The sequence below is a fragment of the Sediminibacterium sp. KACHI17 genome (genome assembly GCF_040362915.1).
Classification (GTDB): domain Bacteria; phylum Bacteroidota; class Bacteroidia; order Chitinophagales; family Chitinophagaceae; genus Sediminibacterium.
In genome coordinates this window covers 2,234,398-2,261,265 of the sequence record NZ_AP029612.1, presented here as the reverse complement: position 1 = coordinate 2,261,265, position 26,868 = coordinate 2,234,398, and the positions used below count along the sequence as shown (strand labels likewise).

At 40.7% G+C, this 26,868-nt stretch carries 24 protein-coding genes; 3 read left to right on the top strand and 21 right to left on the bottom strand.

Translation table 11 applies throughout. The features are described from left to right. Nucleotides 1-142: 142 nt before the first annotated feature. From ABXG83_RS10020 to ABXG83_RS09995, 6 genes are all read right to left on the bottom strand, one after another. Nucleotides 143-928 (bottom strand): hypothetical protein, encoded by a 786-nt coding sequence (locus ABXG83_RS10020; RefSeq protein WP_353548721.1) that lies wholly within the window; start codon nucleotides 926-928, stop codon nucleotides 143-145. After that, nucleotides 925-1,296 (bottom strand): hypothetical protein, encoded by a 372-nt coding sequence (locus ABXG83_RS10015; RefSeq protein ID WP_353548720.1) that lies wholly within the window; start codon nucleotides 1,294-1,296, stop codon nucleotides 925-927. Before ABXG83_RS10015 ends, ABXG83_RS10020 begins: the two co-directional genes overlap by 4 nt. A gap of 10 nt (nucleotides 1,297-1,306) precedes the next feature. Then, on the bottom strand, nucleotides 1,307-1,777 hold the full coding sequence (locus ABXG83_RS10010) for a hypothetical protein (RefSeq protein WP_353548719.1): 471 nt from the start codon (nucleotides 1,775-1,777) through the stop codon (nucleotides 1,307-1,309). A 79-nt stretch (nucleotides 1,778-1,856) separates the two neighbouring features. After that, nucleotides 1,857-2,444 carry a peptidylprolyl isomerase gene (locus ABXG83_RS10005; RefSeq protein WP_353548718.1) on the bottom strand — a complete coding sequence of 196 codons (588 nt, stop codon included), beginning with the start codon at nucleotides 2,442-2,444 and terminating at the stop codon, nucleotides 1,857-1,859. Next, nucleotides 2,441-3,583 (bottom strand): esterase-like activity of phytase family protein, encoded by a 1,143-nt coding sequence (locus tag ABXG83_RS10000; RefSeq protein WP_353548717.1) that lies wholly within the window; start codon nucleotides 3,581-3,583, stop codon nucleotides 2,441-2,443. The genes ABXG83_RS10005 and ABXG83_RS10000 overlap by 4 nt, the downstream gene beginning before the upstream one ends. Nucleotides 3,584-3,650: 67 nt before the next feature. Continuing rightward, a complete protein-coding gene (locus ABXG83_RS09995; RefSeq protein WP_353548716.1) occupies nucleotides 3,651-4,442 on the bottom strand; it encodes an alpha/beta hydrolase in 792 nt (263 codons plus the stop codon). A gap of 110 nt (nucleotides 4,443-4,552) precedes the next feature. Between ABXG83_RS09995 and ABXG83_RS09990 the strand changes: the two genes are divergently transcribed. Then, nucleotides 4,553-5,227: a hypothetical protein gene (locus ABXG83_RS09990; protein ID WP_353548715.1), complete on the top strand. Its 675-nt coding sequence runs from the start codon at nucleotides 4,553-4,555 to the stop codon at nucleotides 5,225-5,227. Between the two features lie 21 nt (nucleotides 5,228-5,248). On the opposite strand, the gene ABXG83_RS09985 is transcribed toward ABXG83_RS09990, so the two are convergent. From ABXG83_RS09985 to nadA, 12 genes are all read right to left on the bottom strand, one after another. Beyond that, nucleotides 5,249-5,857 carry a response regulator transcription factor gene (locus ABXG83_RS09985; protein ID WP_353548714.1) on the bottom strand — a complete coding sequence of 203 codons (609 nt, stop codon included), beginning with the start codon at nucleotides 5,855-5,857 and terminating at the stop codon, nucleotides 5,249-5,251. Nucleotide 5,858: 1 nt separating this feature from the next. Further along, complete coding sequence (locus tag ABXG83_RS09980) at nucleotides 5,859-7,712, bottom strand: 7TM diverse intracellular signaling domain-containing protein (protein ID WP_353548713.1); 1,854 nt, start codon at nucleotides 7,710-7,712, stop codon at nucleotides 5,859-5,861. A gap of 71 nt (nucleotides 7,713-7,783) precedes the next feature. Continuing rightward, nucleotides 7,784-9,436: an amidase gene (locus ABXG83_RS09975; protein WP_353548712.1), complete on the bottom strand. Its 1,653-nt coding sequence runs from the start codon at nucleotides 9,434-9,436 to the stop codon at nucleotides 7,784-7,786. A gap of 71 nt (nucleotides 9,437-9,507) precedes the next feature. After that, nucleotides 9,508-10,017 (bottom strand): GNAT family N-acetyltransferase, encoded by a 510-nt coding sequence (locus ABXG83_RS09970; RefSeq protein ID WP_353548711.1) that lies wholly within the window; start codon nucleotides 10,015-10,017, stop codon nucleotides 9,508-9,510. Beyond that, nucleotides 10,007-10,480: a methylglyoxal synthase gene (locus ABXG83_RS09965; protein ID WP_353548710.1), complete on the bottom strand. Its 474-nt coding sequence runs from the start codon at nucleotides 10,478-10,480 to the stop codon at nucleotides 10,007-10,009. Before ABXG83_RS09965 ends, ABXG83_RS09970 begins: the two co-directional genes overlap by 11 nt. Nucleotides 10,481-10,531: 51 nt before the next feature. Next, nucleotides 10,532-11,356, bottom strand: a complete 825-nt coding sequence (locus ABXG83_RS09960; RefSeq protein WP_353550763.1) for a 1-acyl-sn-glycerol-3-phosphate acyltransferase — start codon at nucleotides 11,354-11,356, stop codon at nucleotides 10,532-10,534. 296 nt (nucleotides 11,357-11,652) lie between these two features. Next, a complete protein-coding gene (gene recA / locus ABXG83_RS09955; RefSeq protein WP_353548709.1) occupies nucleotides 11,653-12,663 on the bottom strand; it encodes a recombinase RecA in 1,011 nt (336 codons plus the stop codon). A 303-nt stretch (nucleotides 12,664-12,966) separates the two neighbouring features. Further along, nucleotides 12,967-13,818: a ChaN family lipoprotein gene (locus ABXG83_RS09950; RefSeq protein ID WP_353548708.1), complete on the bottom strand. Its 852-nt coding sequence runs from the start codon at nucleotides 13,816-13,818 to the stop codon at nucleotides 12,967-12,969. Between the two features lie 78 nt (nucleotides 13,819-13,896). Continuing rightward, nucleotides 13,897-15,195, bottom strand: coding sequence for a hypothetical protein (locus tag ABXG83_RS09945; RefSeq protein ID WP_353548707.1), 1,299 nt, complete (start codon nucleotides 15,193-15,195; stop codon nucleotides 13,897-13,899). A gap of 105 nt (nucleotides 15,196-15,300) precedes the next feature. Continuing rightward, nucleotides 15,301-17,187 (bottom strand): gamma-glutamyltransferase, encoded by a 1,887-nt coding sequence (locus ABXG83_RS09940; protein WP_353548706.1) that lies wholly within the window; start codon nucleotides 17,185-17,187, stop codon nucleotides 15,301-15,303. Nucleotides 17,188-17,236: 49 nt separating this feature from the next. Beyond that, nucleotides 17,237-18,067, bottom strand: a complete 831-nt coding sequence (locus ABXG83_RS09935) for a maleylpyruvate isomerase N-terminal domain-containing protein (protein WP_353548705.1) — start codon at nucleotides 18,065-18,067, stop codon at nucleotides 17,237-17,239. A gap of 75 nt (nucleotides 18,068-18,142) precedes the next feature. Then, entirely contained in the window at nucleotides 18,143-19,150 is a 1,008-nt protein-coding gene (gene nadA, locus ABXG83_RS09930; protein ID WP_353548704.1) for a quinolinate synthase NadA, read from the bottom strand. 632 nt (nucleotides 19,151-19,782) lie between these two features. On the opposite strand from nadA, the gene ABXG83_RS09925 reads away from it, so the two are divergent. Both ABXG83_RS09925 and ABXG83_RS09920 read left to right on the top strand, forming a co-directional pair. Continuing rightward, nucleotides 19,783-21,873, top strand: a complete 2,091-nt coding sequence (locus tag ABXG83_RS09925) for a peptidylprolyl isomerase (protein ID WP_353548703.1) — start codon at nucleotides 19,783-19,785, stop codon at nucleotides 21,871-21,873. 125 nt (nucleotides 21,874-21,998) lie between these two features. After that, nucleotides 21,999-22,505, top strand: a complete 507-nt coding sequence (locus ABXG83_RS09920) for a DUF2480 family protein (RefSeq protein ID WP_353548702.1) — start codon at nucleotides 21,999-22,001, stop codon at nucleotides 22,503-22,505. A gap of 58 nt (nucleotides 22,506-22,563) precedes the next feature. Here the strand turns inward: ABXG83_RS09920 and ABXG83_RS09915 are convergent, their stop codons facing one another. The 3 genes from ABXG83_RS09915 to polA all read right to left on the bottom strand — a co-directional run bounded on the left by ABXG83_RS09915 (nucleotide 22,564) and on the right by polA (nucleotide 26,828). Next, a complete protein-coding gene (locus tag ABXG83_RS09915; protein ID WP_353548701.1) occupies nucleotides 22,564-23,331 on the bottom strand; it encodes a sterol desaturase family protein in 768 nt (255 codons plus the stop codon). A 100-nt stretch (nucleotides 23,332-23,431) separates the two neighbouring features. Beyond that, nucleotides 23,432-23,890 (bottom strand): nuclear transport factor 2 family protein, encoded by a 459-nt coding sequence (locus tag ABXG83_RS09910; protein ID WP_353548700.1) that lies wholly within the window; start codon nucleotides 23,888-23,890, stop codon nucleotides 23,432-23,434. Between the two features lie 91 nt (nucleotides 23,891-23,981). Beyond that, nucleotides 23,982-26,828, bottom strand: a complete 2,847-nt coding sequence (polA, locus tag ABXG83_RS09905; protein ID WP_353548699.1) for a DNA polymerase I — start codon at nucleotides 26,826-26,828, stop codon at nucleotides 23,982-23,984. Between the last annotated feature and the right edge of the window lie 40 nt (nucleotides 26,829-26,868).

Sequence of the window (26,868 nt, the reverse complement as noted above, 5' to 3'; positions counted from 1 at the left end):
AAAGATGTTTGCCTGTAGTCTTGTTATATAATCGCAGTTTCTGCATTCATGTTACAAGATATTCTCAATTTTTTCTTTTCGGGCATAAAAAAGCCATCCGCCTGAGGCGGATGGCCGTATTTGGGATAGGTTATTCCTTGGTTTAGTACTTCTTCTTCTCGCGGATCTCCAGCACTTCCTTCTTCAGAGGTGCCAATTCATTTGGATCCAGGTGATTCCAGGATGTGTTGAATACCTGCTTGTAATAATCCTGTAAGGCTTCGATCATGGGGTTGATAACACCGGGATCGCGGCTAAAACCAACATTGAAGCTTCTTTCCAGGGTATTATATACCGGAGCGATGTATACCTGCTTTTGCTTAAGCGGAATACTTTTCGCCCATAATTTTTCTTTGGTCAGCGGCTCTGCTGCAACCAGGTTTACTTTACCCGACAAGATAAAAAAGCCGGCGTACTTATAGGCTGTTCTGTAAGTAGCATAACGTCCTTTACCTGATACATACTCAGAATACGTATTCCAGTTTACATTAGAACTATTGATATCAAAATCAATTTCCACTTGTAATAACAGATCGCTTTCCTTTTTGTCGTTGTACACTACCTGATCATAGTATTCAAAAGGTCCGCGAACAGAATATCCTTTTGCGGTCAATGATTCGTTATAGTCAGCAGCCATGGCTTTAGAAAAGTCGCTGAATATTTTATAATTCGAGTACGCAAATTTTTCCTGATACGCCGGGTCTACCAGAAGAAATACGACCTGAGCTGATTTTGCGGGTGCTTTTTGTGGTGGTTCAAAGTCATAACTAGGCGCCTTGATCGTTGGGGCCGGAGGCGGTGCTGTAACTTTTGGTCCGGAGCTTGCCACATACAATACTGCATAAGACAATACGACCAATATTGCCATTAGATTTCTTTTGTTTCTCATATTCGTTTTGTTTTGTGTAGGATATATACGGTTAAAATCGCCATTTGGTACATCAATACATCTATCCAATCTCCTGTTCCATGCAACCATCCCAACCATTGGAATAATTCGGTTGCAGAAACCATTACTGCTATTCCTATTTTCCAGCTCTTTGGAATCCGATCCCAACCATCCCAAACCATTACCATCGCCATCCATAGTGAAACACACCATAAATAATCAGGTATCCATATTGAGCCGGGAAAAGAGCTTGTCTCTTTTGAATTATACAATAACCATCGTTCAAATAAGACCGGAACCTTTCTTCCTTTTAAGTACAGTGCCGTTCCTATGATAATGGGTACGACCACCCATATCAGTCTTACCATCAAAAGCCTTCTATTCGCGTTCAAGCTCTTCTGTATTAATGCGATCATCAAAAAAGACGACCACATAGTTTTCAGACTTCAGTTTTGCGATCAGATCATCTCGGTATTCTATAATTTCTTGAAGCGTTGCAAACAGCTTGGGTGATTTCCATGTTTGCGTTACCTTATCTTTAAAGTAACCCAGTTTTTCAAACTTGTTTTTAAAATGACCGACAGATCGCGTTGCCACTGAACTATAAAAATCTTTGGCTTTATAAAAACCACTGATGATCGCAAATTTTTTATAGTGCGCAGAACCTTTGGGATTACATTCTATACAGGTAGTAGAAAGATACATAAAGCCATACCCACCGGTTGTATCGGCAAATTTATCAACCTGTTGTTGGGTTGAATCAGGTTCTTGGGCCTTCAATTCCGTAATTCCGAAGATGAATAAAAACAATACCAATAACCGGCGATAACAGAATACTTGTTCACGCATTATATAGTAAAATTAGGCTTGTTTAAATCTATAAAAAATACCTGAAAATGAGTAGTTTATCTTCTTTTTTTTGATATTCTCACTTTCTTCTGACATTATAAATCGCAATCGGAGGATCGAGGTACTGATTTCTGTCATTCTGCATATAAATCTTTCGTACAACACTCATCCCCTTGATCACTTTTCCAAATGCGGCATAGCCTAATTTGTCTTCAACATTCTCGCCGCCTTCATCTAGTCCGGGTTGATCATCAATACAAATAAAAAATTCGCTTCCCGCAGTGCCGGGTGCCAATCTCGCTACAGATATCACTCCATCTTTATGTTTTACGCCTGTTTTGCCGGTACTCTCATGAGGTATCCCTGTAATGCTTCTTGCTTTTTCGTTTTTGGTGCGCCACAATCCGCCTTGTAAAATCTCTGTCTTTGGCGCGTTCGAAGGTTGATTGTTTACATTCAAGACCCTGTAAAAAGATGTGTTCTCATAAAAACCCGAATCCACATAACTTAAAAAAGCAGCAGTTGTTGCAGGGGCCTTATCGGCATAGAGCTCCAATTCAATTTCACCATATTTTGTTTCAATGACCACATGTGGATTTCCCGAATTTATCGTCTCGGTGCATGCAATCAGCGATATTAAAAGAAAAAGAAAGATCAGTTGCTTCATAACGATTCATTCACTTCAAATAAAAAGAGTTGTGATCTTTCCAAAGGTGAGAAATTATTATCAGCGATCATCCATAAAGATCGTTTTCCGTTTTTTAATCTGGGCCCCAGGCACATGCCTTCTACATTATCAGTATAGATTCCTAACTCATCCAGATTCAGCAATAGTTTTTTCCGAAGTGGCTTTTGGGGCGGAGCATTTTTCAAACTCTTCACCGCGCTGATATCTTCGGCCCCATTCAGATCAACCATAAAAATTTTGATCGTGCAGGCAAGTCTGCCAGTAGAAAAAGAACGCTCCATCACCAACAATCGGTTGTTACCAATATCCATGATATCGGGTATTCCATTCACCATAAAACTTCCCGCCGGATTCGGCGCATATGCAACCGGATCAAGTTTATAAGCATATTGTGCAACCGCTTTTCCATAGGCCATATTAAACTGATACAGACGAACCCACGCATCATTCGGTTCCAATGCTGCTTGTGGACCATCTTCATATCTTGGTTCTTCCAGACTAACGAATAAAGTTTGATAATTATTCGCGAATGTCGCTCCTTCTACAACACCGTTTCTCCGTGGACCTTTTTCCATTGCTGACATGCGTAAATTATCCGGCAATGAAAGACTGCGAATATATTTTCCGGTCTTATCGACCAAATGAATAGATGGATCTGCGATCACGGTATCTTTTGCTGTTACGATTCTTTCTCCTTCACTGGTCCATATCAATTGCTTTTGGATCGGATCATAACGAATGGCTTCCGGGTCGGGTGTTTGTTGTGGATTTTCTTTGGAAGAGGGATAGGGTTGTCCGTTCGGTTGTTTCAATGTAACAACCTGCTGAAACAAAACTGTGTCGATCTGCTGATCATTGAATAAGATCTTCATCGAATAAAACCGCGCAGGTTGTAAAGAAGATCGGTCATCGCTGATCGTGTAGAAAATTTGCTGTTTATGATCATAATCAATGCCTGATAAGCCTCCTACAGTTGTTTCACGAAACGAAAACTGATAAGGGATATCGTACACGTCTATTAATCGCAGTGATTGTGGTGTTACTTGTACCGTTACTTTTTTGAACGGAGAACACGCATACATAACCAATACAGCACAGGCAAGGATAAATGATTTCAAACGCTTTTATTGAGATCTAAAAAAATTTCAGTATTCATCGTAGTAATCCATTCACGCAAAGTTTGTCTTAGTTCTTTTTCATCTTCTTCTTTTGTGAAAACAACCAAGGCAATAATTTGGGTTCCGCGAACGCGTTATTCCAACTATCGTGTGCCACTCCGGGATATTCTGAGTAGGTCACATCTTTAGCACCTGCTGTCATCAAAGCTTTATACAATTCGCGGTTAGGCTCTGGGGATACAACAGGATCTTTTTCACCATGGAAGATCCACATAGGAACATCTTTTGCATTATGCACTAACAATGGTATGTCTGCGATGCCACAAATTGGAAATGCAGCCGCAAAAAAGTCGGGATAGCGACGTAACAGATCATAGGCTCCAAAAGCTCCCATTGATAATCCACCGAGATATACTCTTCTAGGATTTACATGTCTGGTATCAACCAGACTATCCATTAATGCTTTCACAAGTTGTTGTGAAACCGGGGCATCACCTTCAGAATCTACGGCTGCCCATTGTCTTTCTGCAGATCGCTTGTACTTAGACCATGTCATATTTTTCGGGCATTGCGGGAAGATAACGATGCTTTCAAAATATTTACGATTGGTAGGTTCTAGAAATAGTTTGGCGCCATGTGTAAGCTGTGCTTCATTGTCGTTCCCCCTTTCGCCAGAGCCATGCAAAAACATAACAAGTGGATATGCTTTGTTCTTTTTATACTTAGCCGGATACAAAATGCGGTAGTGAAGCGTATCGTTTCCTCGGATCAATTGCTTCTTTTCATAAGCAGAAAAGTCCTGTGCGGTCAATGCAGTAGAAAAGGGGATAAGAAACAGCAGTGACAGGATGTTTTTCATATGGAATCGTTTGGATAAATATACAAACATCCTATAAGTTAGCTTTGGTTTTGTGGTCGTCTTTTGTGCGGTTTTTGTAGTTTTATTTTATCCTGACAAAAGACCCACCTATGAAACATCTCTTTTTATTCTTGATGCTTTTCTTTTCAGCAACAGTATGTCTCTCACAAAATGTTCCGATTCCGCGCAATTATTCTATTGTTGACTCTATTCGTGGCGATCTTGATAAAGATGGGGTGGATGAACTTGTTGTTGCCTATAATACAAAAAGCGATGAAGAGGCGATAGATGATGGTGTTCCTAGAGAGCTGATTATATATAAACTGGTCAATCATAAATGGTCCGTTTGGCAAAAATCTACACAGGCATTGATGGGTAGTCGTGATGGAGGAATGATGGGCGATCCATATGGTGAAATGGTTATTGAAAAAGGTATTTTAAAAATTTTACAAGAAGGAGGAAGTAGCTGGAAATGGAATATCACTGACAAGTATCGCTATGATGGAAGGGAGTTTAAATTAATAGGGTGTGAAAGTCATTACGGTAAACCCTGTGAATATTTTGGCTCTTTTGATTTTAATTTGGTAACAGGTAAAATAGATGTCCAAAAAGAATTCGAACGCTGTAAAGATGATGCTGAAGATCCGGTAATTTATAAGAGACAAAACGAAATCTTTTTTAAAAAGGGGATTGTGCTCTCTTTACAAAACCGTTCTGCTAAAGACATCATGATTGTTAGTCCAAAGTATCGACACGAAATTTATATTGCTTCGAAACAAGATTAAACGTCCGCTTATTCAAACACTTCACAACTGATGTTGCTGTGCATATAACACCATCATTGCGGTATTTTTCAAATCCAGTTTTCTCAAAATGTTTCTGCGATGGGTGTCTACGGTATAGGTGCTTAAGAATAATTTTTCTGCTATTTCCTGGCTGGTCAACCCTTGTGTGATCAGTCGTATGATCTCTTTTTCTCTTTTACTCAGTACGTCTGCATGTTTTGCAGTCGCTGGTTTTTCGGGCGCCCACATAAAAATTTCTTGTCCATCCACAGATTGCTGAATAGCTTCCAGCAGTTCATCAGAGGAAAGGTTTTTGATCAGGTATCCTTTCACCCCGGCTGTTTTACACTGATAAATAATATCATTATCGTGCTCCATGCTTAGAATCAGAATAATTGCTTTCGGAAATTCTTGAAGGATCGTTGCCGCAACTTCTGATCCTTTTCCATCGGGTAAATGATAATCCAGCAACAATACTTCAGGCTGCTTTGCTTTGAATAAGGCAATGGTTTCTGCTGCGCTATGTGCCGCTCCCGCCCATATGATCCAATCGATCTCTTTGGTCACACTTTGTATGCCTTCTGCAAATATTTTATGATCATCTGCAATGGCAACACTTACTTTTCTCATGTTATCTGTTTTCGTTTTCCAAGGATACATCTATGATCACTGTGGAGCCCAGGTGACTGGAGTCCAAATTTACTTTTCCATTCATATACTGAACACGCTGTCGAATACTTTTACATCCGATTCCCTCTTCTTTTCCCATATCGAATCCTTTTCCATTGTCTTCTACCAGCAAAGTTAGTTTCTTCATTTTTTCATCTTCCCAAATCTCAATGGTTACTTCTGTTGCTTCTGCGTGTTTTTTGATATTGTGCAATAGCTCCAACACAATCCTATATAATGCCGCCTCTGTTCTCAAAGGGTATCTGTTGATGAGTTGGCTGCTATAACGGATCTTGATTCCTTCACCGCCATTCCATCTTGATACTGTTTTTTCCAGGATTTTATCCAATCCCTGTTCCTGTAATTGCACAGGCATCAGATCATGAGCGATATTGCGCAGGTCGGTTACTGCCAGATCAATCTGTTCTCCTATCCAATTTTGTGTTTCGGGATCTGATTTTAAACGGTGATGCGCTCCGATCCTGATCCCACCCAATAATCCTCCTAATCCATCATGCAATTCCCGCGCCAGTCTGTTTCTTTCTTCTTCCTGGGTTTGGATCATCTTATCGGCTACTTCTCTTTTTTCTTTTTCCAGCGCCTGTGTGATCAGTTCTTTTTCTTTTTTATACACGTTATAGCGTTGTGAAAGACCAAAAGAAAGAATCGTACTCTCTCCTAAAAATCCAACTGGTGCTCCATATACATTTGCAAAGAACATCCATTGTCCTCCCAAATTGTATTGTGATAAAAGCAGCAAGATCACATACGCCGCGAAGAAACCAATGGCGGCAAGAAAGAACTGTGATAATGTTCTTTGTTTTTTATAACTCTTGGCAATGAATAGAATAATCAGTATCGCTGCTACGATCCAGATTATATTCATGCTCGTTAAAAAAACATATCGCAGCAATGTTGAACTACTTGCATAATCGATCAGTAATAATCCTATACTTGAAATGACCAATAAAGTCTGAACGATCCTGATCGCTCTTGTAAATAAAGCCTGTGTATTGGGTATGGTAAAAAAGCGGGCGGTTAATTCCAGTAAAAAAATATAGGAAACATTAGAAAAGAAGGGGCGCGCTTTTGCGGTGAAGTCTGTCCATTCCGGCCAAAAAAAACGAAACCCGATTCCCCACTGTGCGATGATCCAGCAAACAGAAAAGGAAACATAGAGAATATAAAACAGATGGATGTGGTCTTTGAGGGAGATCCATAAAAAAGCGTTCAGCATCAACAATAAAATGATCCACCCGAAGAATATTCCATGAAAGAAGTTTCGGTTGGCGAGATAAGGTGCCAACGCGCTTTCACGGATCATTCGTAAGGGTATATTGAGTGATTCGCCTTTTTTATCTACAAGCATCAGAATTCGTTGCTGTTTGGGTGATATCGGATACCAGAAATCAGGGTCATCAAAGACCCTTTTTTCATAAGGATAATAATCCCCCGATACATAGTTTTGCCGCCACTTACCTTCATCCTCCTCATAAATACGAATATCATTGATGTGTGGATTTGCGATCTGTAGCCAGCTTTTCTCCTTTGGTGAAACCGTTATCAATACCCACCAACGGTATTGTGTGAATCCTGCATTGAAAAAACCATCCGTGATCTTTTCAGGATATTTTTGAATTTGAGTGAGTGCTTTTTCAGGTGAATAATCGGCAGAATCTGCCGTTATAAAAAATTCGGGAGTAGAAAGATCATTGCTGAAATGCGTAAGGCGAAATGCCCCGAGCATGGTAAACACAAAGAGCAAAACAGCTCCCGTTATTAGGATGATGATGTTTGTATTGGATCTTAAAGCCATAAGGGGGTTTACAACCGTTCTATAACAATACGAAAAAAGCCCGGAATCCGGGCCTTTTGTTTTACTGTTTTTTATTGATAGGCAGGTGGGTGCATTTCATCCCAGCCCGTTACTTGCTGATATGCTTTTGCGGCGGCCAGTATACTTGCTTCATCAAATAATTTTCCGATCAATGTAATACTGGTGGGAGTATTGGATCTTCTGTCAAATCCAGTTGGAAAACAGATAACCGGATGTCCGGTAAGATTTGTGATCGCTGATTGATTGCCGCTTCCTCTTGTCGGACAAATGATCACATCGAACTGACTAATTACTTCATTTACTTTTTGCATCAGCAGTAATCGGTGTCTGTTTGCATTGATATATTCTACTGCAGGAATCAGTCTTGATACACGAAAAGTATTTGGCCAGTCGAAAGAAAATTGTCGGGTCATTAAATCATCAATGTCTTTTCTGGTAAAATCATCAAACGCAGCAGCACATTCTGCGCTGATCACCACATCCATGATATTGAAAGGATATACGGCACTATCCGGAAAATCTACCGGTATTAATTCTATGCCCATGTTACGATAGGCTTCGAGTACTTTTAGTTCTGTTCTGCTGGTATCGGTGATCCTGTCGAAATAATTTTTTGCATAACCGATCCGCATTTTTTTAATGTCTGTATTGGGTTTGTAATTAAACGGCATATTTACCGCACTCTTATCTTTTCCGTCGGTTCCTTTGATATAGTAATAAACAATGGCCGCGTCTTCAGCACTTCTGCATATGGGGCCCACTTTGTCTAAACTCCAACTCAGGGTCATAGCACCAGAGCGACTGATGGCGCCGAATGTGGGTCTCAGTCCTGTAGCTCCGCAGGTTGATGAAGGAGAAATGATAGAGCCCCAGGTTTCTGTACCGATGGCAAAAGGTACCAATCCGGCAACGGTTGCTGATGCTGATCCTGCCGATGATCCTGATGATCCGAAGCGCGTATTCCATGGGTTCTTGGTTCTTCCGCCATACCAGTAATCACCCATCGCTAATGCACCGAGCGTAAACTTGCCAACCAAAACGGCTCCCGCTTCTTTTAGTTGTGTATATACAAAAGCGTCTTCATCTATTACCTGATTTTTATACGGCTCTGCACCCCAGGTTGTTTTGGTTCCTTTTACAGCAAACAGGTCTTTGAGTCCATAAGGAATACCATGCAAAGGACCGCGGTATTTTCCGGATGCTATTTCTGCATCCGCATTCGCAGCCTGTTCAAGTGCAAGGGATTCAGTAATAGATATCACACACTGTAAACTATCACCATACTTTTTGATGCGTTCGATAAAGAATTTTGTTAGTTCCGTAGAAGAGATCTTTTTATTCTTGATCAGTGATGCCAGCTGTGGTATACTATACCAGGCCAGTTCATTTTTATTGGCCGGCAGCGCAACATTTTTGGGAAGGCCCCAATCTATTTTTTCTTGTTTGGTATTGAATTGCATTCCCGGTAAAATAGCACTGTGTGCAAATGCCGGCTGGGTGCTATTATTGAGACTTTGCTGATGCATTCGCTGAAACACGCCAATATTTTCTTTCACCCCGGCGTACATCGTGTCGATCTCTTTTTGTGTAAAATTCAGGTCGAATAATCGTGCTGCTGCTGGAATGTCTTTTTTAGATAACGTGTCCTGTGCTTCTACACTAGCACTTACAATGAGTGCAAAACAAATCCACAAAATTCTCATAGTGTTCTGGTATTGGTTTAAAAACTTTTTCGCTGACGATTGTGTTCTATTATTTTTTTTGCTTGATTTCTTTATCCCTTATTACCCATTCGCTTCACCCACAAATATTCATCCAACAACTGATTGTTTTTAATGATCGCCTTTTGCTTGATGGCTTCCAAGTAAAAACCATTTTTTAATAACACCCTCATCGAGGCTTTGTTGTGATGAAACGTACTGGCTTCTATTCTGACCACATCCATTTGTTGCTCGACATAACTGCATATAAGTTTACAGGCTTCTGTTGCGATTCCTTTTCCCCAATAGGCTTCCCCGATATAATAACCGATCTCAATGTTCTTTCGATAGATATCTTGTTTGGTTACTAAACCAACTCCTCCAACCACTTGTCCATCATAAAGAATCGCAAAGTTCAATGCCGGTGATTCTTTTTCGGTCATACCGATCCATTGTATGGCATCGCTTACTGTATATGGACTCGGGAAAAAATCCCTCACCTGGTTCCAGATATTTCGATTGTTAGCTACAGCGGCCAGCGCTTGTGCGTCCTGCATGCGCCATCTCCTCAATTCAACCCTCATCTTCTTGTTTTTTGATAGATCGATTTAAATAATCGCTGTAGTCGGGTAACTGTGATTCGTATTCTTCGTGCATGAATGGTGATGTGATGAGAAAATCAGCAGTAGCTCTATCACAAGCCATCGGTATATTCCAAAGCACACATAAACGCAGTAGTGCTTTAACATCGCTATCATGAGGTTGGGCTTCCATCGGATCCCAGAAGAAGAACATCATATCTATTTCGCCGTTGGCGATCATGGCGCCGATTTGTTGATCACCACCCATTGGACCGCTCATTAATTTTCTTACCGGTCGATCTAATTTCTCTTCAATGATTCTTCCCGTGGTTCCCGTAGCAAACAACTCGTGTTTTGATAGTACAGTTCTGTTATGAACTACCCATTCCATGAGATCTGCTTTCTTATGGTCATGGGCAACCAGCGCAATTCTTTTTCGTTTGCCGAGTTTTTTAATGGCTGTCATCTTTTCTTCTTGATACGTTTTAACACATTAAGGTAACCGATTTTTAGTGGTTTACACGTTGTTGTTTCGTGTTATTTTATATTGAACTGCACACCAGGCTAAAAAAGGGTGCAATAAAATGACCGGACCTATGATCGAAAAAGGTAGGTGGAATAACGACAAGAGTACGATTAATAAAATCAGATACAGGGGATATAAAATCAATAAGACACCAAACATCACTGAATCAAAAAAAACGGTTCCTTTTGTTCGCCGATAGATTTGTTTTTTTATAAGCGTGTAGATCGGTATATGCAAAAAGAATCCAATGATGGCAGGAAGCGCAAGTAGTATTCGTTGTTGATGCCGAAAGGCTTCGGGAACGTGTATCATACCGGATAGTTGTTCATACATTCTTTCATTGAAATATTGAAAGTTTTTAGCATCATCCTCATACGGTAATAATTGTTCTGCCGAAATGGGTGCAGCCAGATGAATGCGAATGTTTTTACCGAAAGAAAGAAAGCTGTTGTATGCAATTGTAATTGGCATAATATTCAGTGGGCGTTGTTCTTTTAGTAATGCTAAGGCGATTCTCGCAGCTCCTTTTTTAAAAGGTTGTAATTGATGTTTGTTCAAACAGATGCCTTCTATAAAAATCAATACGATCTGATTTTGCTGTAATAGTTCTGCGGATCTTTTAAATGCATCTTCATTTTTGTGCAGGTTTTCTCTACCCTCGCTGATTCTGTAAATCGGTATCATATGCAAAAGTCGAAGCAGGGTATTGTGCCATGGTTTTCGAAAAGCATCACCACGGGCAAGAAAATGAATCGGGTGCTTAAAATGGGCTGCTATGATAATGGCATCGAGGAAAGAGTTGGGGTGATTGGCCACCAGCAGCAAGGGGCCTTTTTCCTGAAAATATTGGGGGTGAATGATTTCTTTGTTTACACAAAAAATGTGTAGCGCTAGTCGTATTGGCAGTTTGATCAGGAAATACAACAAAGAATGAATTTTCTATAAAGTACGTTCATGTTCTATTATGAAGCTTGAAAATCAGCATAGAATCAACAAATAATTAGTTTTTTTCTAATTTGAAACAGTATACCCCTAAAAATAGGGGTATAGATAAACAAAAGCCGCTTTTTTTCAAAAGCGGCTCATTTACTAACCCATCTCAAAAAACAGATTTATGCTTCCGTCGTGGCCCTGGCTTCTGCCACTTTGGCCCTGATCTTTGCTTCAATTTCATTTGCGAGTTCGGGGTTGTCTTGCAGGAGTGTTTTCACTGCGTCGCGACCCTGACCCAATTTATTGCTCTCATAGCTGAACCAGCTTCCGCTTTTCTGAACGATTCCAAGTTCTACACCCATATCGATGATCTCACCCATTTTGCTGATTCCGCCACCAAAGATGATGTCGAATTCCGCGGCACGGAATGGAGGTGCTACTTTATTTTTTACCACTTTTACTTTTACTCTGTTTCCTACAGCTTCATCACCATCTTTGATCTGTGTCATTCTACGAATATCAAGACGTACCGATGCATAGAATTTCAATGCATTACCACCGGTTGTGGTTTCGGGGTTACCGAACATCACGCCGATCTTTTCACGCAGCTGGTTGATGAAAATGCAGACTGTATTTGTTTTATTAATGGTTGCTGTTAATTTTCTCAGCGCCTGGCTCATTAAACGAGCCTGCAGACCCATTTTGCTGTCGCCCATTTCGCCTTCAAGTTCTCCTTTAGGAACCAGTGCTGCTACAGAGTCGATCACAACTACATCCAATGCTCCGGAGAGAATCAGACGATCAGCAATCTCTAATGCTTGCTCACCATAATCGGGTTGAGAGATCAAAAGATTGTCGACATCAACACCCAGCTTTTGTGCATAGCTGCTATCAAATGCATGTTCCGCATCAATGATAGCACACATACCTCCCTTTTTCTGTGCCTCGGCGATCACATGAATGGCAACCGTTGTTTTTCCGGATGATTCCGGTCCATATATTTCAATGATCCTTCCCTTTGGTAATCCACCAACGCCTAGCGCTGTATCTAAACCGATAGAACCGGTAGAGATCACTTCCATCGCATCCTGTGTGCGTTCGTTCATCATCATCACACTTCCTTTTCCAAAATCCTTGTCGATCTTGTCGATCGTCAGCTTCAGCGCTTTTAATTTTTCTGCGTTACTCATGGTTATTTGTTTTTTGAGATAAATGGGACTGTAAAAGTAATGCTTTTTTTGAAATAAACTAATTTTTTTAGTAAAATTTAGCTAATTCATTTAGTTTGTCCTTTTTATTCCTTGTGAGGCAATAAAAGTAGGGGTTTCAGACCTTACTGTTCTAGCGTATTTATACGCATTTTTCTGACAGTGTGCTGAACGCAATCAACAATGTGGCCTGGGTGTTGTTAATGCGCCGCTGATGTCTATGACCCTTGTAATCAATGCAGACTGGGTAAACACAATTGCGCGCTGATCGCTTGCGGCTTAAGTCTAATACGTGTTCGTCATATCCTCATCCACACAAATGATAAAATCGGCTTTGCCCAAGTGTTCTTTTTCTAGTTGGTGGATATTCTTTTGTGATACCGTACTGATGGTTCCAATTTTTAGGCCGGGATTTTGTCTTTTCAAATACCAATTAATACCATCATAATAGTCAGAATGATAGGCTCCGTTATAATGGATCAACATGCTGCCCTGACGAAGGTATTTCAATATAAAATGCGCCATCGTAGCATCCTTTAATGCCTGTGCCTTGGGCAGGTTTTCTCCTCCGTGTCCTCCCATCATTTCGATCATTTTTTTATAGCCCGGTAATTCGGCGTCATAAGCAATGGGGAGTGGGGCCATCCATGTTTTTTCTTTTGCCGATATAGTATCCAGTACCGTAAATCCTCCGCGCGACACCATCGATGCATATCTTCTCGGCACATTCGTGGCCGCAAAAGCGATCTTATTTTCTTTTGCAAAATTCACCAGCGGCGCATAATCTGTTGGATAGTTTTTCCAAAGTCTTGCCATTGAATCCAACTGCTTTTGTTTGATCGTTCCGGCAAGGTATAGATCAAGCGCCTCCTGATTATCTTGTTCAAACATTTCTGCTCCCAACACCAACGCTCTTTTTTCTTTAAGATCCTTGGTCACTTCCAGCTGCAACCAGTGTGCGATGGCGTTGTTGTGGTATTCGCCAAAAAGCAACACATCTTTCTCGGTCAACCGCTTCACCATTTTTTCATAGCTCACTTTTTTACCCTTGGCATCATAGATGATATATGGCTGCTTTTTCTGAGCATACAGCGAAAGAGAAAGCAAAAGCGTTGTTATTAAAATGATGTGTTTCATACGATGCAATGTAAATAAAAAACTCCGTGAAGCGCTGTAGCAAAAAGTAACAGCGGCTCACAATGTTCAGTCGTTTTTTTAGCGATTGTATTCACTTAACCAATGGAATTGTTTCTCTGCTAACCGATATTGTTTGTTGGTTCTTTTAAGTCTTACAAAAAGCGTGTCTCCTTTCACCGGACCGCGTAACAAGATCGTGCTGCTATCCGGAATAGTATACTTGAGCGTAAACAAGCTATCTGTTTGTTTACCGGCCCACCTGAATTCGATCTGTTGTTTGGTACTATCTACAAAATATCCAAAATAAGATCGTCCATATGCTTTTCGGAATACAGTATCTGAGCTGATCAAACTGCCTGTTGTACCCGGTTGTAAAATAAAGTGGGTCCATCGTGTAGAATCGCCTACAATGGCCGGAATGGTGTCTTTATTGATCACAAAATCTGCCACATCATAAATACCTGATCGTATCGGATCCTGATCACTCATTTTTTTTGCATCTACATAGCGTTCATAACTATTGTAAAATGGAAAAATAATGATGCAGATCACAAACAAACCCTTTAGCACATATCGAGTAATGCGTTGCCATTTTTTTGTGAGAGTGATCTCATACAAGGTTCCCGCTGCGGTGGTTTGATTGAAAACAAAAAAGGAGAGTATTCTTTTGTATTCCTGCAACACCAAAAACAGCGACATGAGTACGAGATGTGTTGAGAATAATTTCACCGGTATATCATAGCTCAGGTTCATGGCCATAACATTGGTAAAAACCGCCAATGCAACCAACGCACCCAATGTTGCTGTTTTGCGATTGAATAAAAGCAATCCCGCCAACACTTCTGCCGCGCCGGAAAATATTTGATAGGGGGCCGAATAGCCAATGAACATCCACGAAAATCGCATGGGTAAGTATTCTCCGAGAGGGGTTGCGAGTTGACTCAAAGAAGGAAACCACATTTGCAATGCAAATAGTTTGATGATACCATAACCAAATGAAACCATCGCTACATTATAACGAACCACAGTTACCAATAAATAATTCCATCTTGGATATGCAGGCTTGTTTCTGTCTACGGCAGACCAGATTGCGGCTACAATGAGAGAAAATAAGGTGAAGAACCAAAGATGTGTCCATGCCCATGATGTGTCTCCGCTTCCATTGAGTGGTACCAACTCTTTGTACACTTTGAAAATTGATCGATTGGCAATTTGAACGATCTGATCTTGCAGCCAATACCAGGGAACGGTTGCTTCTGCTACATATGGAATGTTCTCCAGCCATGTCCATGGTGCGATGGAGATCATGAAATAGATAAAGAAAAAACGGAAGAGGAATTTTTGCGTAAAATTCCATTGGGTGTTGACAGTATTCATGCTTATTGGTTGGTTGTATGAATTTATTAAAAAAGCGGAGGATGATAAAACATCTTCCGCTTTCTCTTTATTTATTTATTGCCACTGAGGGCACAGAAACTTATGCTACCAACCAATCCCATAATCCTCCCCATGATTGCTGCTGCCTCCCCAGAAACTGCCATGTTTCCAATCGAACCAAATCGCATTGATAGGACCGCTGGTTCGGTCTTCGAAACTGAGTGTGTAGCCCATACTACGCAATTCTTTTCTTACCCAATCCGGTGTATTACTGTGTAGTAAAAGATTTCCCGCACGTGGTGCGCGATCTGATGTTTTATTTCCTCCAAGAGATAACCACAATTGATTGGTATTAATATTCGCTGCTTCACTTGCTTCTTGTACGGTCATTCCGAATTCTACCATGTTCAGTAAAAATTGCAACAGGTTTTGATCTTGTGTATCTCCTCCTTGTACCGCAAATGACAACCAGGGTTTTCCATCTTTTAATGCCATCGATGGTGTCAGTGTTACACGTGGTCTTTTACCAGGCGCTACCACGTTGAATGGATTAATGGTGGAGTCCAACACAAAGCTCTGCATGCGTTGACTCATACCCACACCCGTTCTTCCTGCAATGCATGCGGGCAACCATCCTCCACTGGGTGTAATAGAAACAACCCATCCTTCTTTATCCGCCGCTTCTACCGAAGTGGTTCCTAACCATAATGCTTCTTTGTATGCTGCATCTGTAAGCATCGCCGTTTGTCGTTGATCGTGTGTAGGAGCAAAGCCTCTTTTGTTACTCGTATCTTTTACATCATATCCCCTGCTTTTCAATAAGCTGATGTATGGATTGGTCTTTCCTTCAAACGGATACGGATCTCCCGGGCCCGCATTCGCATCGTTTCTGTCCATGCGAATCTGCGCTGCTCTTTGTTTTGCATAGGCCTTGCTTAACAACCCTTTCATGGGCTCTTCCGGCGGGAAATAAGAATCACCATAATAAAAATCTCTATCCGCAAAGCTTAGGTTCATCGCCTGATAGATGGTGTGTATATATCGTGCTGAATTATACCCCATACTTTTCAGATCAAAATTCTCCAGTATGTTCAATGCTTGCAGTAACATCGGACCTTGCGTCCACTGTTTTAATTTGTAAACATCTATTCCTTTATAATTGGTTTGTAAGGGCTCTTCTTCTATCGGTTTCCAATTTGCAAGATCCGCTTTGGTGATGAGTCCGCCTTGCTCCTGCGCTCCTCTTACAAATTCGTCTGCGATATCTCCTTTATAAAAACGATCGTATGCAGCATAAATCGCTTCTTTTCTGCTCTTGCCCGCATTCAATGCATTCTGCTCGGCTTCCACCATCTTGGTCAGTGTATTCAACAGATCTTTTTGTACAAATATTTCTCCTGCTTCGGGTGCTTCTCTTTTTTCTCCGGGATGTGTCAGAAACACTTGCTTACTATATGGCCATTGTTTGATCTGGTCTTTTCCTCTTTCGATACTATTCGCTGTTTGTGCTTCAATCGGATAGCCTGCTGCCAGGTCCATCGCCGGTGCCAATACTTCTTTTAAACTCATGGTACCATATTCTGCAAGCATATAACAAATTCCGCCTGGTGTTCCGGGAGTGGTGGCGGCTAATGGACCGTATTGCGGTGGAAAATTCATCCCCTTGCTTTTGAAAAATTCGGGTGTTGCTCCGGTTGGTGCTACGCCCATCGCATTGATGGCGATCACTTTTTTCGTTTTAGGATTATAGATCAACGCCTGTGTTTCACCTCCCCAACTTAATACATCCCACATGGTACAAGTAGCAGCAAGCATTGCGCAGGATGCATCTACTGCATTTCCTCCTTTTTGAAAGATCATCGATCCTGCAGTGGCGGCTAATGGTTTACCGGTAATGGCCATCCAGTTTTTTCCATGTAAGGGTGGCTTCTGTGTTTGTTGTGCAAAAGAAAAAGATGAAATAAATAAGGCTGCGAAGAAAATTTTTTTCATGTGTAACTATTGATGCATAAATATAAGCATATCCTCTGTTCTTCTTTCCCTACGCCATCACCGCTAACATCGATAACAAATGTTCTCCCGCCATCTTGTTTCCTTGTACACTTATTCTTGTTTCTTCTCTACTAATTCCTTTCGTGAAAAGTCGCCACGCAATTTCTCCATCGATAGTAATCAGGTTTTCTGTCACAGCTATATCTTCTACTTGTAACCATTGTTGTCCATCAAAGAATAAATGCCAGATACCACCACCTTCACCTGTGATCTGAAATGATAATACCTCTCCTTTTGTTCCGGGAAAATTTTTATAATGATGGGGTAATGCCCGCATCGATGTATTTAAATGCGGATAATAGAATGCGCGACTATACAATTCTTTTTCTTTCCCCACCGCAAGTCGGATCTGTTGTTGATGGTGCCATTTCTCTGTATACTCTCTAGCCCAATGAAACCAATTCGCAGACTCCTCTTCTCCCGCCCAAGCAACAGAAAATAAAGCTTGTGAAAAAGGATCTATCGTTTGTAAATAATCAGCCACTGATACACTGGTCTGTTTCAATAGATCCAATACTAATTTTGGACTCATTCTTTTTGCTGCAGTGATCCAATCTGCATTTAATTCATTCAGGTAATTCAATAAGTCTTGATAACTATGGATATTTTTCGGCGGCACACCAAAATATCCATCTCTTTGAATAGAGAGTATTCTGATATTTCCATCCAATAAATGCAATATCACATCTTCTACTTTCCACCTGGGTGCAATGGTTTGTTTTTTCCAGTCTTCAGGAGAAAGTGTTTCGACTAACTCGATCAATTTAGTGTCCAACTGTGGAATACGATCAATGATCAATATTGGTTCCGGAAATTTCATAACAGAAAGATAGTTAAACACAGAAACAAGGAATATGAAATCATTCTGTTTTCTTTTTTCCGATGTCTCTGTTTCCTACCCGATCAATCCAGCTGCTTTACTGATTTCCAGCATTCTATCCATTGGTTTTTTAGCCGCGAGACGCAATGTTTCATCCATGATGATCTCTGGTTGTTCATACATCATACACAGGTATAATTTTTCGAGTGTATTAAGTTTCATGTGTGGACAATCATTGCAAGCACAATTATTATTCGGAGGTGCGGGAATAAAGGTTTTATTTGGGCTGGCTTGTTGCATTTGGTGTAGAATTCCTGTCTCAGTAGCAACAATATATTCCTGATTATTATCTGTTTGAGAATATTTCAATAATTGTGTAGTACTTCCAATATAATCAGCTACTGCCAGCACCGCTTCTTCACATTCCGGGTGAGCGATGACTTTTGCGTTTGGATGTCTCACTTTCAGTTTAGTGATCTTTTCCAAACTGAAAATCTCATGTACCATACAAGCGCCATTCCAAAGAACCATATCTCTACCGGTCTTTTTAGCGAGATAAGCTCCCAGGTTTTTGTCCGGTGCAAATATGATGGGTTGATCTTTTGGAACACTCTCAATGATCTTCTCTGCGTTACTACTGGTACAAATGATATCAGATAGGGCTTTAATCTCTGCTGTACAGTTAATATAAGAGATGACGATATGATCCGGGTGTTTCTCTTTGAAGGCCTTAAATGGTCCCGCAGGGGCACTGTCGGCTAATGAACATCCTGCCTTAAGGTCGGGGAGAAGTACTTTTTTGGTTGGATTTAAGATCTTGGCTGTTTCGGCCATAAAGTGTACGCCGGCAAAAACAATAAGATCGGCATTTGTTTCGCGGGCTTTTTGGGCCAGACCCAGACTATCACCGATATAATCTGCCACATCCTGAATATCGGGTTCTTGATAATAGTGAGCGAGGACGATGGCATTTTTTTCTTTCTTTAGTCGCTCAATCTCGGCAAAAATATCCAGACGCGCATCTATTTCTATGTCAAGAAAACCTTTTTGTTGAATTTGTTCTTTCGCTTCAGAAATGTTCATAATCACGGTAATAATATTTAATAATACTTATTTATATAAAAGACCTATTACTATTACGGGTGTGGATTTCGGGATAACTTACTTATCCCCACCCTGCAAAGTTAACCTGTACAGATGTATCCACAGGGAATTAACAGGTTTTTCCACGTCATAAGATTCGGTTAATGCTGAAAAAGCTGTAATTCAGTCACATCTGTGGAAATAGGAATACACAATCACCATTTTTCACAATCCACTTTTCTTCCACTGTGCGTTAACGTGTGGTAAAATGAGAAGAATTTGAGAGGTCGGCAGTCTAACCCCAGATTTCGGGGTATTTATTCGAGCTCTTTCCACATTTGAAAAGGTAAAATGCGGGGTTTTCCACCCAAAATGGAGGTTTTTCACATGCGTATGTGAATTATCTAGAATGTCTGATTTCTAATGTCGGATAATAATAGGGATGATGAATTATTGTGATTATCAAAAATCAAAAAATCAGAAATCATAGATCAGACATCCGAGATTCCCTTCAGCCTTTGTCTGGCTTGCACCGAAAAGGGTTTTCCACAATTTGTTCAAATGCTTTAAACCCCTATTTTTGCCTCCCGCCATTGGGCGGATTTTATTTATTAGACCAATTAAACTGTATTATGTCTGTTATTCAAAGAATTCGTGACAAAGGTGCCTGGATCGTATTTGCGATTATTGCGTTGGCCCTGATTGCTTTTATACTTCAGGATGGAGTGGGTCGTGGTGGTAGTGCCTTTTCAAATACTACAACGATCGGTAAAGTGAACGGACAAAACATCGAGCGTCTTGATTTCGAAGAGAAGTTAGCGATGCAAGAACGTATGTATGGTGCACAAGGTGCTCAGCGTGATCAATTGATCGGTTCATTGTGGAACCAGGAAGTTGAGCGTATCGTATTAGAACAGGAATATAAAAAGTTAGGTCTGCAAGTTTCAGGTAAAGAATTATCTGATATCTTATTCGGACCAAACTCTCCTTTGCGTCAAGAATTTACAGATCCTAATACCGGTGAATTCAAAGTTGCAGAAGCAAAACAAGCGTTTGCACAAATCAAGAAGAGCACCAATCAGGAACAAGTGAACATGATTCAGAAGGCTTATATCGAGCCTACTATTGAACAGACATTAAGAAATAAGTACTTGTCATTATTACAACAAGCTGCTTATGTTCCAAAATGGCTTGTAGAGAAACAACAGGCGGATAACAATGCGATCGCTAATATCTCTTATGTTTACTTTCCATATGCTGCCATTGCTGACAGTGCTGTAAAAGTAACGGATGCCGATATCAGCGCCTATTTGAAAAAGCATAGTAAAGAGTATCAGAAAGAAGAAGAGACCAGAAGTATCAGCTATGTAACATTTGATGCAGCTCCTAAAAAAGATGACAGCCTGAATACGCTGAATCAATTGATGAGCCTGAAAGAAGAATTCAGAACAACTACTGATATCGCTTCTTTCCTCAATCGTGCAGGTACTGAATTACCTTATTATGATAGCTATTTTGGTAAAGCCAGAATGCAGCAACCGAATAAAGATTCTATTCTTAACACACCGGTAGGTGGATTGTACGGTCCTTACATCGATGGTAATAACTATACCATTGCAAGAATCGTTGGTGCTAAGCAATGGCCTGATAGTGCCAAGGTTCGTCATATCCTGATCTCTACTTTCAACCCACAAACCAATCAGGTATTAAGACCGGATAGCATTGCTAAAAAACTGGTAGACTCTATTGAAACCGCTATTAAAGGCGGCGCTGATTTTGATGCATTGTGTAAAAAGTATTCCGAAGATCCGGGTAGTAAAGACAAGGGTGGTGTTTATGATTATTTTCCTCAGGGACAAATGGTGATACCATTCAATGACTTTGCATTTGATAAAGCAGCTGGTTCAAAAGGTGTTGTAAAAACAGACTATGGTTACCACTACATCGAAGTATTGGGACAAAAGAATTTCAGTCCTGCATATAAGATCGCTTATTTGTCTAAGCCGATTCTTTCTAGTGGAGAAACGATCAGTGCTGCAAGCACTGCAGCTGCTCAGTTTGCTTCGGGTGCAAAAGGAAAGAAAGAGTTTGATGCAGCAGCTATAAAAGGAAACTTGCAAATACTTACTGCAGCTGAAATCAAACAAAACGATTTCAGCATCAACGGTATTGGTCAAAGCCGTACGTTGGTTCGTTGGTTATATGAAAATAAAACGGGAGCTGTTTCTGAACCTGTAGAAGTTGGCGATAAGTATGTGGTTGCGATCATAACAGCGATCAATCCTGCCGGAACATTATCACCATCTGAAGCAAGACCTTTGGTAGAAGGTTTTGTGCGCAATGAAAAGAAAGCAAAGCAAATTCTGGATACCAAGTTCAAGGGAGCAACATTGGAAGCGCTTGCAACAGCGATCGGTTCTACTGTTCAGCGTGCTGATAGCATCAGTTTCTCTACCCCATTCATTCCGGGTATCGGAAGTGAGCCAAAGATCATTGGTGCATCATTCAATAAATCATTGATCGGAAAAGTTAGTGCTCCAATTGCTGGTGGAACAGGTGTATTTGCTGTGAAAGTGGAAAGCAACGGTGCCCGTCAGGGTACTATGGATGCTGAAACCGTGAAGCAGACCTTATTACAAGGAAACAGAGTTGCTGTTTTCCGTGGCGTTCAATCACTTAAGAGTGCAGCGAAGATCAAGGATAACAGATTTAAATTCTATTAATAGAAATAGCTTATCGCAAAGAAAACCCGGCCAATAGGTCGGGTTTTTTATTGCCCGATACGATTCCGCTTACCGAAAGCGAAGAATGAACAGGATATGGTAATTTTGTGTTTTAATCCCATGTTATGGCAGATGTGATCGTAAATAAAGTAGCAGAAAGCGGATTGATCAGTTTTGATCTGGAGACCTTATACCCTCAGCAAACCAGAAAAGTGTTTGACCTGAAGGATCATCTTTTTATGGGTCTTATTCTGAAAGAGAAGGATTTCAGGGCGGCGTTATTACAAATAGACTGGAATGAATACAAAGATGCCGCAGTTGCCATTACCTGTTCTGCTGATGCAATCATTCCGATGTGGGCATATATGTTGGTGGTCAGTTATTTGGAGCCGGTGGCATCCACCGTTTTCTTTGGAACAGAAGAACAAATGATCCAGTCATTATTATTGAAAAATATTGATGGTGTGAACGCAGAGGAGTATGCTGATAAAAGAGTTGTAGTTAAGGGTTGTGGAGATGTTGCGATTCCAGAAGCTGCTTATGTTGCCATTACACAAAAACTTCGTCCCGTTGCCAAGAGTATCATGTATGGCGAACCCTGCAGTACTGTACCCATCTATAAAAAGAAATAAAGCTTCTGTGTTTTCTGTGGCATTTTATTGCCACTGAGTACACAGAGAAGCACAGAAATTATTTTGAAGGAATGACCCTTTCTTTTACTTCATCAAATCGCGCTTCGTAATCTTCGCGGATGGTACCAAGAATTCTGTCCCAGAACAGAAAATACAAACCATAGTTCCCTTTAAAATATTGATGATGTTGGTTATGGTTTACAGATGTATTGATCCATCTGCCAAACCAATGTTTACCAAACCCTTTTGGATATAATTCATAACCGAGATGTCCATACACATTGTAAACGATCATGAATAAAAAGAAGATCAATAAATGTGTTTTATGAATGGGAATGGTAAATACAAACACAAACAGAATTCCAATTTCTATAAATGCTTCTAATGGATGAAACGCATACGCTGCCCAGGGAGAAGGGTTGGTAGATTGATGATGCACCAGATGTACATAATTGAAAATCTTTTTATGGTGCATCAATCTGTGACACCAGTAGAAATAAGTATCATGCATGAATAACATGATGGGGAAAGCCGCAAAATAATAGACCCAACCATATTCTGAAATATTTGTGTACATGGTAGTATGGGGCCGAATACGCGGATGTGTAAATACAATCGATGAAACCAATGCAAAAATGATCATCGTAGTAACTGAATAGAGAATTTCTCTCGCATAATCTTTGTTCTTAGGAAAACGCTGTTGAATTTTTTTATACAGCCACTTGTTTCTGAACAAAACATAAAACAGCATAAATGCAATAAGTGCCAGAACAAAATAGCGGGTGCCGATCAGCTGCAGGTTTCTGAAGAAAGCTTCCCAGTTCATAAGGTGTAAAATGATGACTATAAAGTTACCCTCTTTTCTGTGTTCTTCAGTGTTCACTGTGGCAATTATTGCCACTGAACGCTCAGAAATACACAGAAAATTATTGGTTCATAAACTTTTGAAGCCCCGTCTTGGCTTTCAACTGTAGTTTTTTATGAAAGTAGCCGGACCATCCCAGCAATAAACCTGTAAGACCAAAAGCCTGTCTGCACCAACGATATACAGGAAATGCATCCGAGTGTTCGCAGATGAGTCCGTCATTGAAACGCATATGCGCTTTGATCTTGTTCACTACTTTTCTACCGGTTTGAGTGAAAGTGTAAACGGCGACCCATTCCACAGTAGCATATTCATCATCTAAAACCTGGATATTACCGTAAGAGAGTTTTAGATCTGTTGCTCTTTTGCAAAGCATTTCCCACATGGCCCGAACTTCATTCCCATCCAATAGTCCAAATACGGGATCACTGAAAACAGCGTCAGGCGTATAACAGGATTGCATGGTGGTATAATCAAGTTGCTGAAAGGCGGTATAAAACTTATGTATGGTTGCTTCCATAAAATAATATGTGTTCAAGCATGAAGAAACAAGGTACAATGAAGATCCAAGAAACCAATCCTTCAAGATTGGATATCCAATCTTCCTTATTTTAATGTGCTTCCAACCAGTTGTGTCCCATTCCTACTTCAGCTTCTACAGGAACTTCGTTGGGCAAAGGCATGGCTGTTGTCATACAGTTGATGATCAGTTCTTTTAGTTTCGGAACCTCTGGTTCTACCGCATCAAACACCAATTCATCGTGCACTTGTAAGATCATTTTTGATTCCCATTTACCTACCCCCATTTCCTGGTGGATCTTGATCATTGCTAATTTGATCATATCAGCTGCGGTTCCTTGAATAGGAGAGTTGATGGCATTTCGTTCAGCATAACCACGTACCGTGAAGTTGCCGCTGTTGATATCTTTCAACCAGCGCTTTCTTCCCGCAAGTGTTTGTACATAACCATTCTCCTTTGCAAAATTTACTTGCTCATCCATGTAACGCTGGATATTGGGGAACTCTTTTTTATAGTTGTCAATGATTTCTTTCGCTTCTGTTCTGCTAATACCCAGATTGTCTGCCAGACCAAAAGCCCCTTGTCCATAAATGATTCCGAAGTTGACGCTCTTTGCTTTGTAACGCATTTCTTTGGTGACTTCATTTTCAGGAACACCATATACTTTTGCGGCTGTTGCTGTATGAATATCTTTATGTTGTCTGAACGCCTCACACATATTCGGATCACCACTAATGGCAGCAACAATGCGTAATTCGATCTGAGAATAATCTGCACTCAACAAAACGCGACCGGTCTCTCTTGGAATAAATGCTTTTCTGATCTCTCTTCCTCTTGCGGTTCTGATGGGAATGTTTTGCAGATTCGGGTTGTTACTACTCAATCTGCCGGTAACAGCAACTGCTTGCGCATAGCTCGTGTGAACCCGACCTGTTTTTGGGTTGATCATTTCCGGAAGCGCATCTACATAAGTAGACTTCAGTTTTGTGAGTTCACGAAAACCAAGAATATCATCAACGATCTTATGTTGATTCGCCAATTTTAATAACACATCTTCTCCTGTTGCATACTGACCCGTTTTTGTTTTTTTGGCTTTTGGGTCCAGTTTCAGTTTTTCAAAAAGCACTTCGCCCAATTGTTTGGGAGAAGCGAGATTGAAGCGAACACCCGCTTGTGCATATACACTCTCCTCACAACGCTTGGCTTCTGTTTCTAGTTCTTTGCTATAATCTTGTAAAAAAGGAACATCAATTTTAACGCCTTCAAACTCCATATCTGTTAACACACGAACAAGGGGATTCTCTACCTTTTCGAAAACCTGTACCACTTCTTTTTCTTTCAGTAGCGGAACAAACACTTGCTTGAGTTGAAGGGTGATGTCGGCGTCTTCTGCTGCATATTCTTTGATCTTTTCCAACTCCACATCACGCATACTTCCCTGGTTCTTCCCTTTTTTACCGATGAGTTCTTCGATATGCACCGGCTCATAACCCAGGTATTGAGCACTTAAAAGATCCATGCTTCTTCTTCCTTCGGGTTCAATCAGATAATGTGCCAACATGGTATCAAACAGCTGACCCTTGATTTCTATACCATACCATTTTAATACGAGCAGATCATACTTGGTATTTTGTCCTACCCACGTGATAGTAGTGGCATCAAATAAGGGTTTGAAACGGGCCAGTATATGATGTACTTTCTCCTGATCATTCGGACAAGGAACATAATAGCCTTCGCCGGGTTGATAAGAGAAGCTTAAACCAACCAATTCCACATTATTCGCATCGGTGCCGGTTGTTTCTGTATCAAAACAAATTTCAGATCGTTGTAATAGATCTTTGACAAGCGCATCAATTGCTGCATCATCATTGACCAGATGATATTGATGTGGTGTGTTTTGAATGTTTTTGTCTGCAACCAAACCTGATTGCTCAGCCGCAGATCCGTATACTGATTCTGTTTCGGGCTCTTTTTCTTTTGCGGATTTTGTTTTGGGTGTATCAACCGCATTGCCGAACAGGTCGGTTTGAACGCCTTGTGGTGCTGCATGAAAAGCATTGAATTCATCTCCCAGAATTCTTTTACCCAGCGTTTTGAATTCGAGCTCTGTAAAGACTTCTGTGAGTGCTTCGCGATTCCATTCTTTCAAACGATAATCTTCTTCATGAAACTCAACAGGTACATTGGTAATAATGGTTGCCAGTTTTTTACTCATGATGGCGAGGTCTGCGCCGTTTCTAACTTTCTCACCCAAAGCGCCTTTTATCTTGTCTGCGTTAGCCAATACATTTTCAAGCGTATCGTACTCTTTCAACAATTTAGCAGCGGTCTTTTCACCCACACCCGGTATACCCGGAATGTTATCTACTGCATCGCCCATCAGCCCCAACATATCAATCACTTGTTCTACTCGCTGTATATCCCATTTCTCACAGATCTTGGCCGCGTCTACAATTTCTTCGGGATTACCATAGGCAGGAGGTTTGTAAATATATACTCCCGGATGAATGAGCAATTGCCCATAATCCTTATCGGGCGTTACCATATACACTTCATATCCTTTGTCGGCGGCTTGCCAAGCTACTGTTCCGATCACATCGTCGGCCTCATATCCATCCATTTCCACAACGGGAATATTAAACCCGCGAATGATGCGCTGAATATCCGGAATAGAGTCTAACAAGTCTTCGGGAGCTTCTTGTCTGTTGGCTTTGTAATCCGTAAAATCAGTATGACGCTCTGTAGGTGCATGTGTATCAAAACATACGGCTAAATGCGTCGGCTTTTCTTTATTGATGAGATCGAATAAAGTATTGGTGAAACCAAACTGTGCATTGGTGTTTCTTCCCTTTGAAGTGATGCGGGGATTGCGGATGAGTGCATAATAGGCACGATAGATCAATGCCATTGCATCCAGCAGAAATAATTTCTTACTCATGAAGCTAAGGTAGTGAATTGTGAATGGTGAATTGTCAATA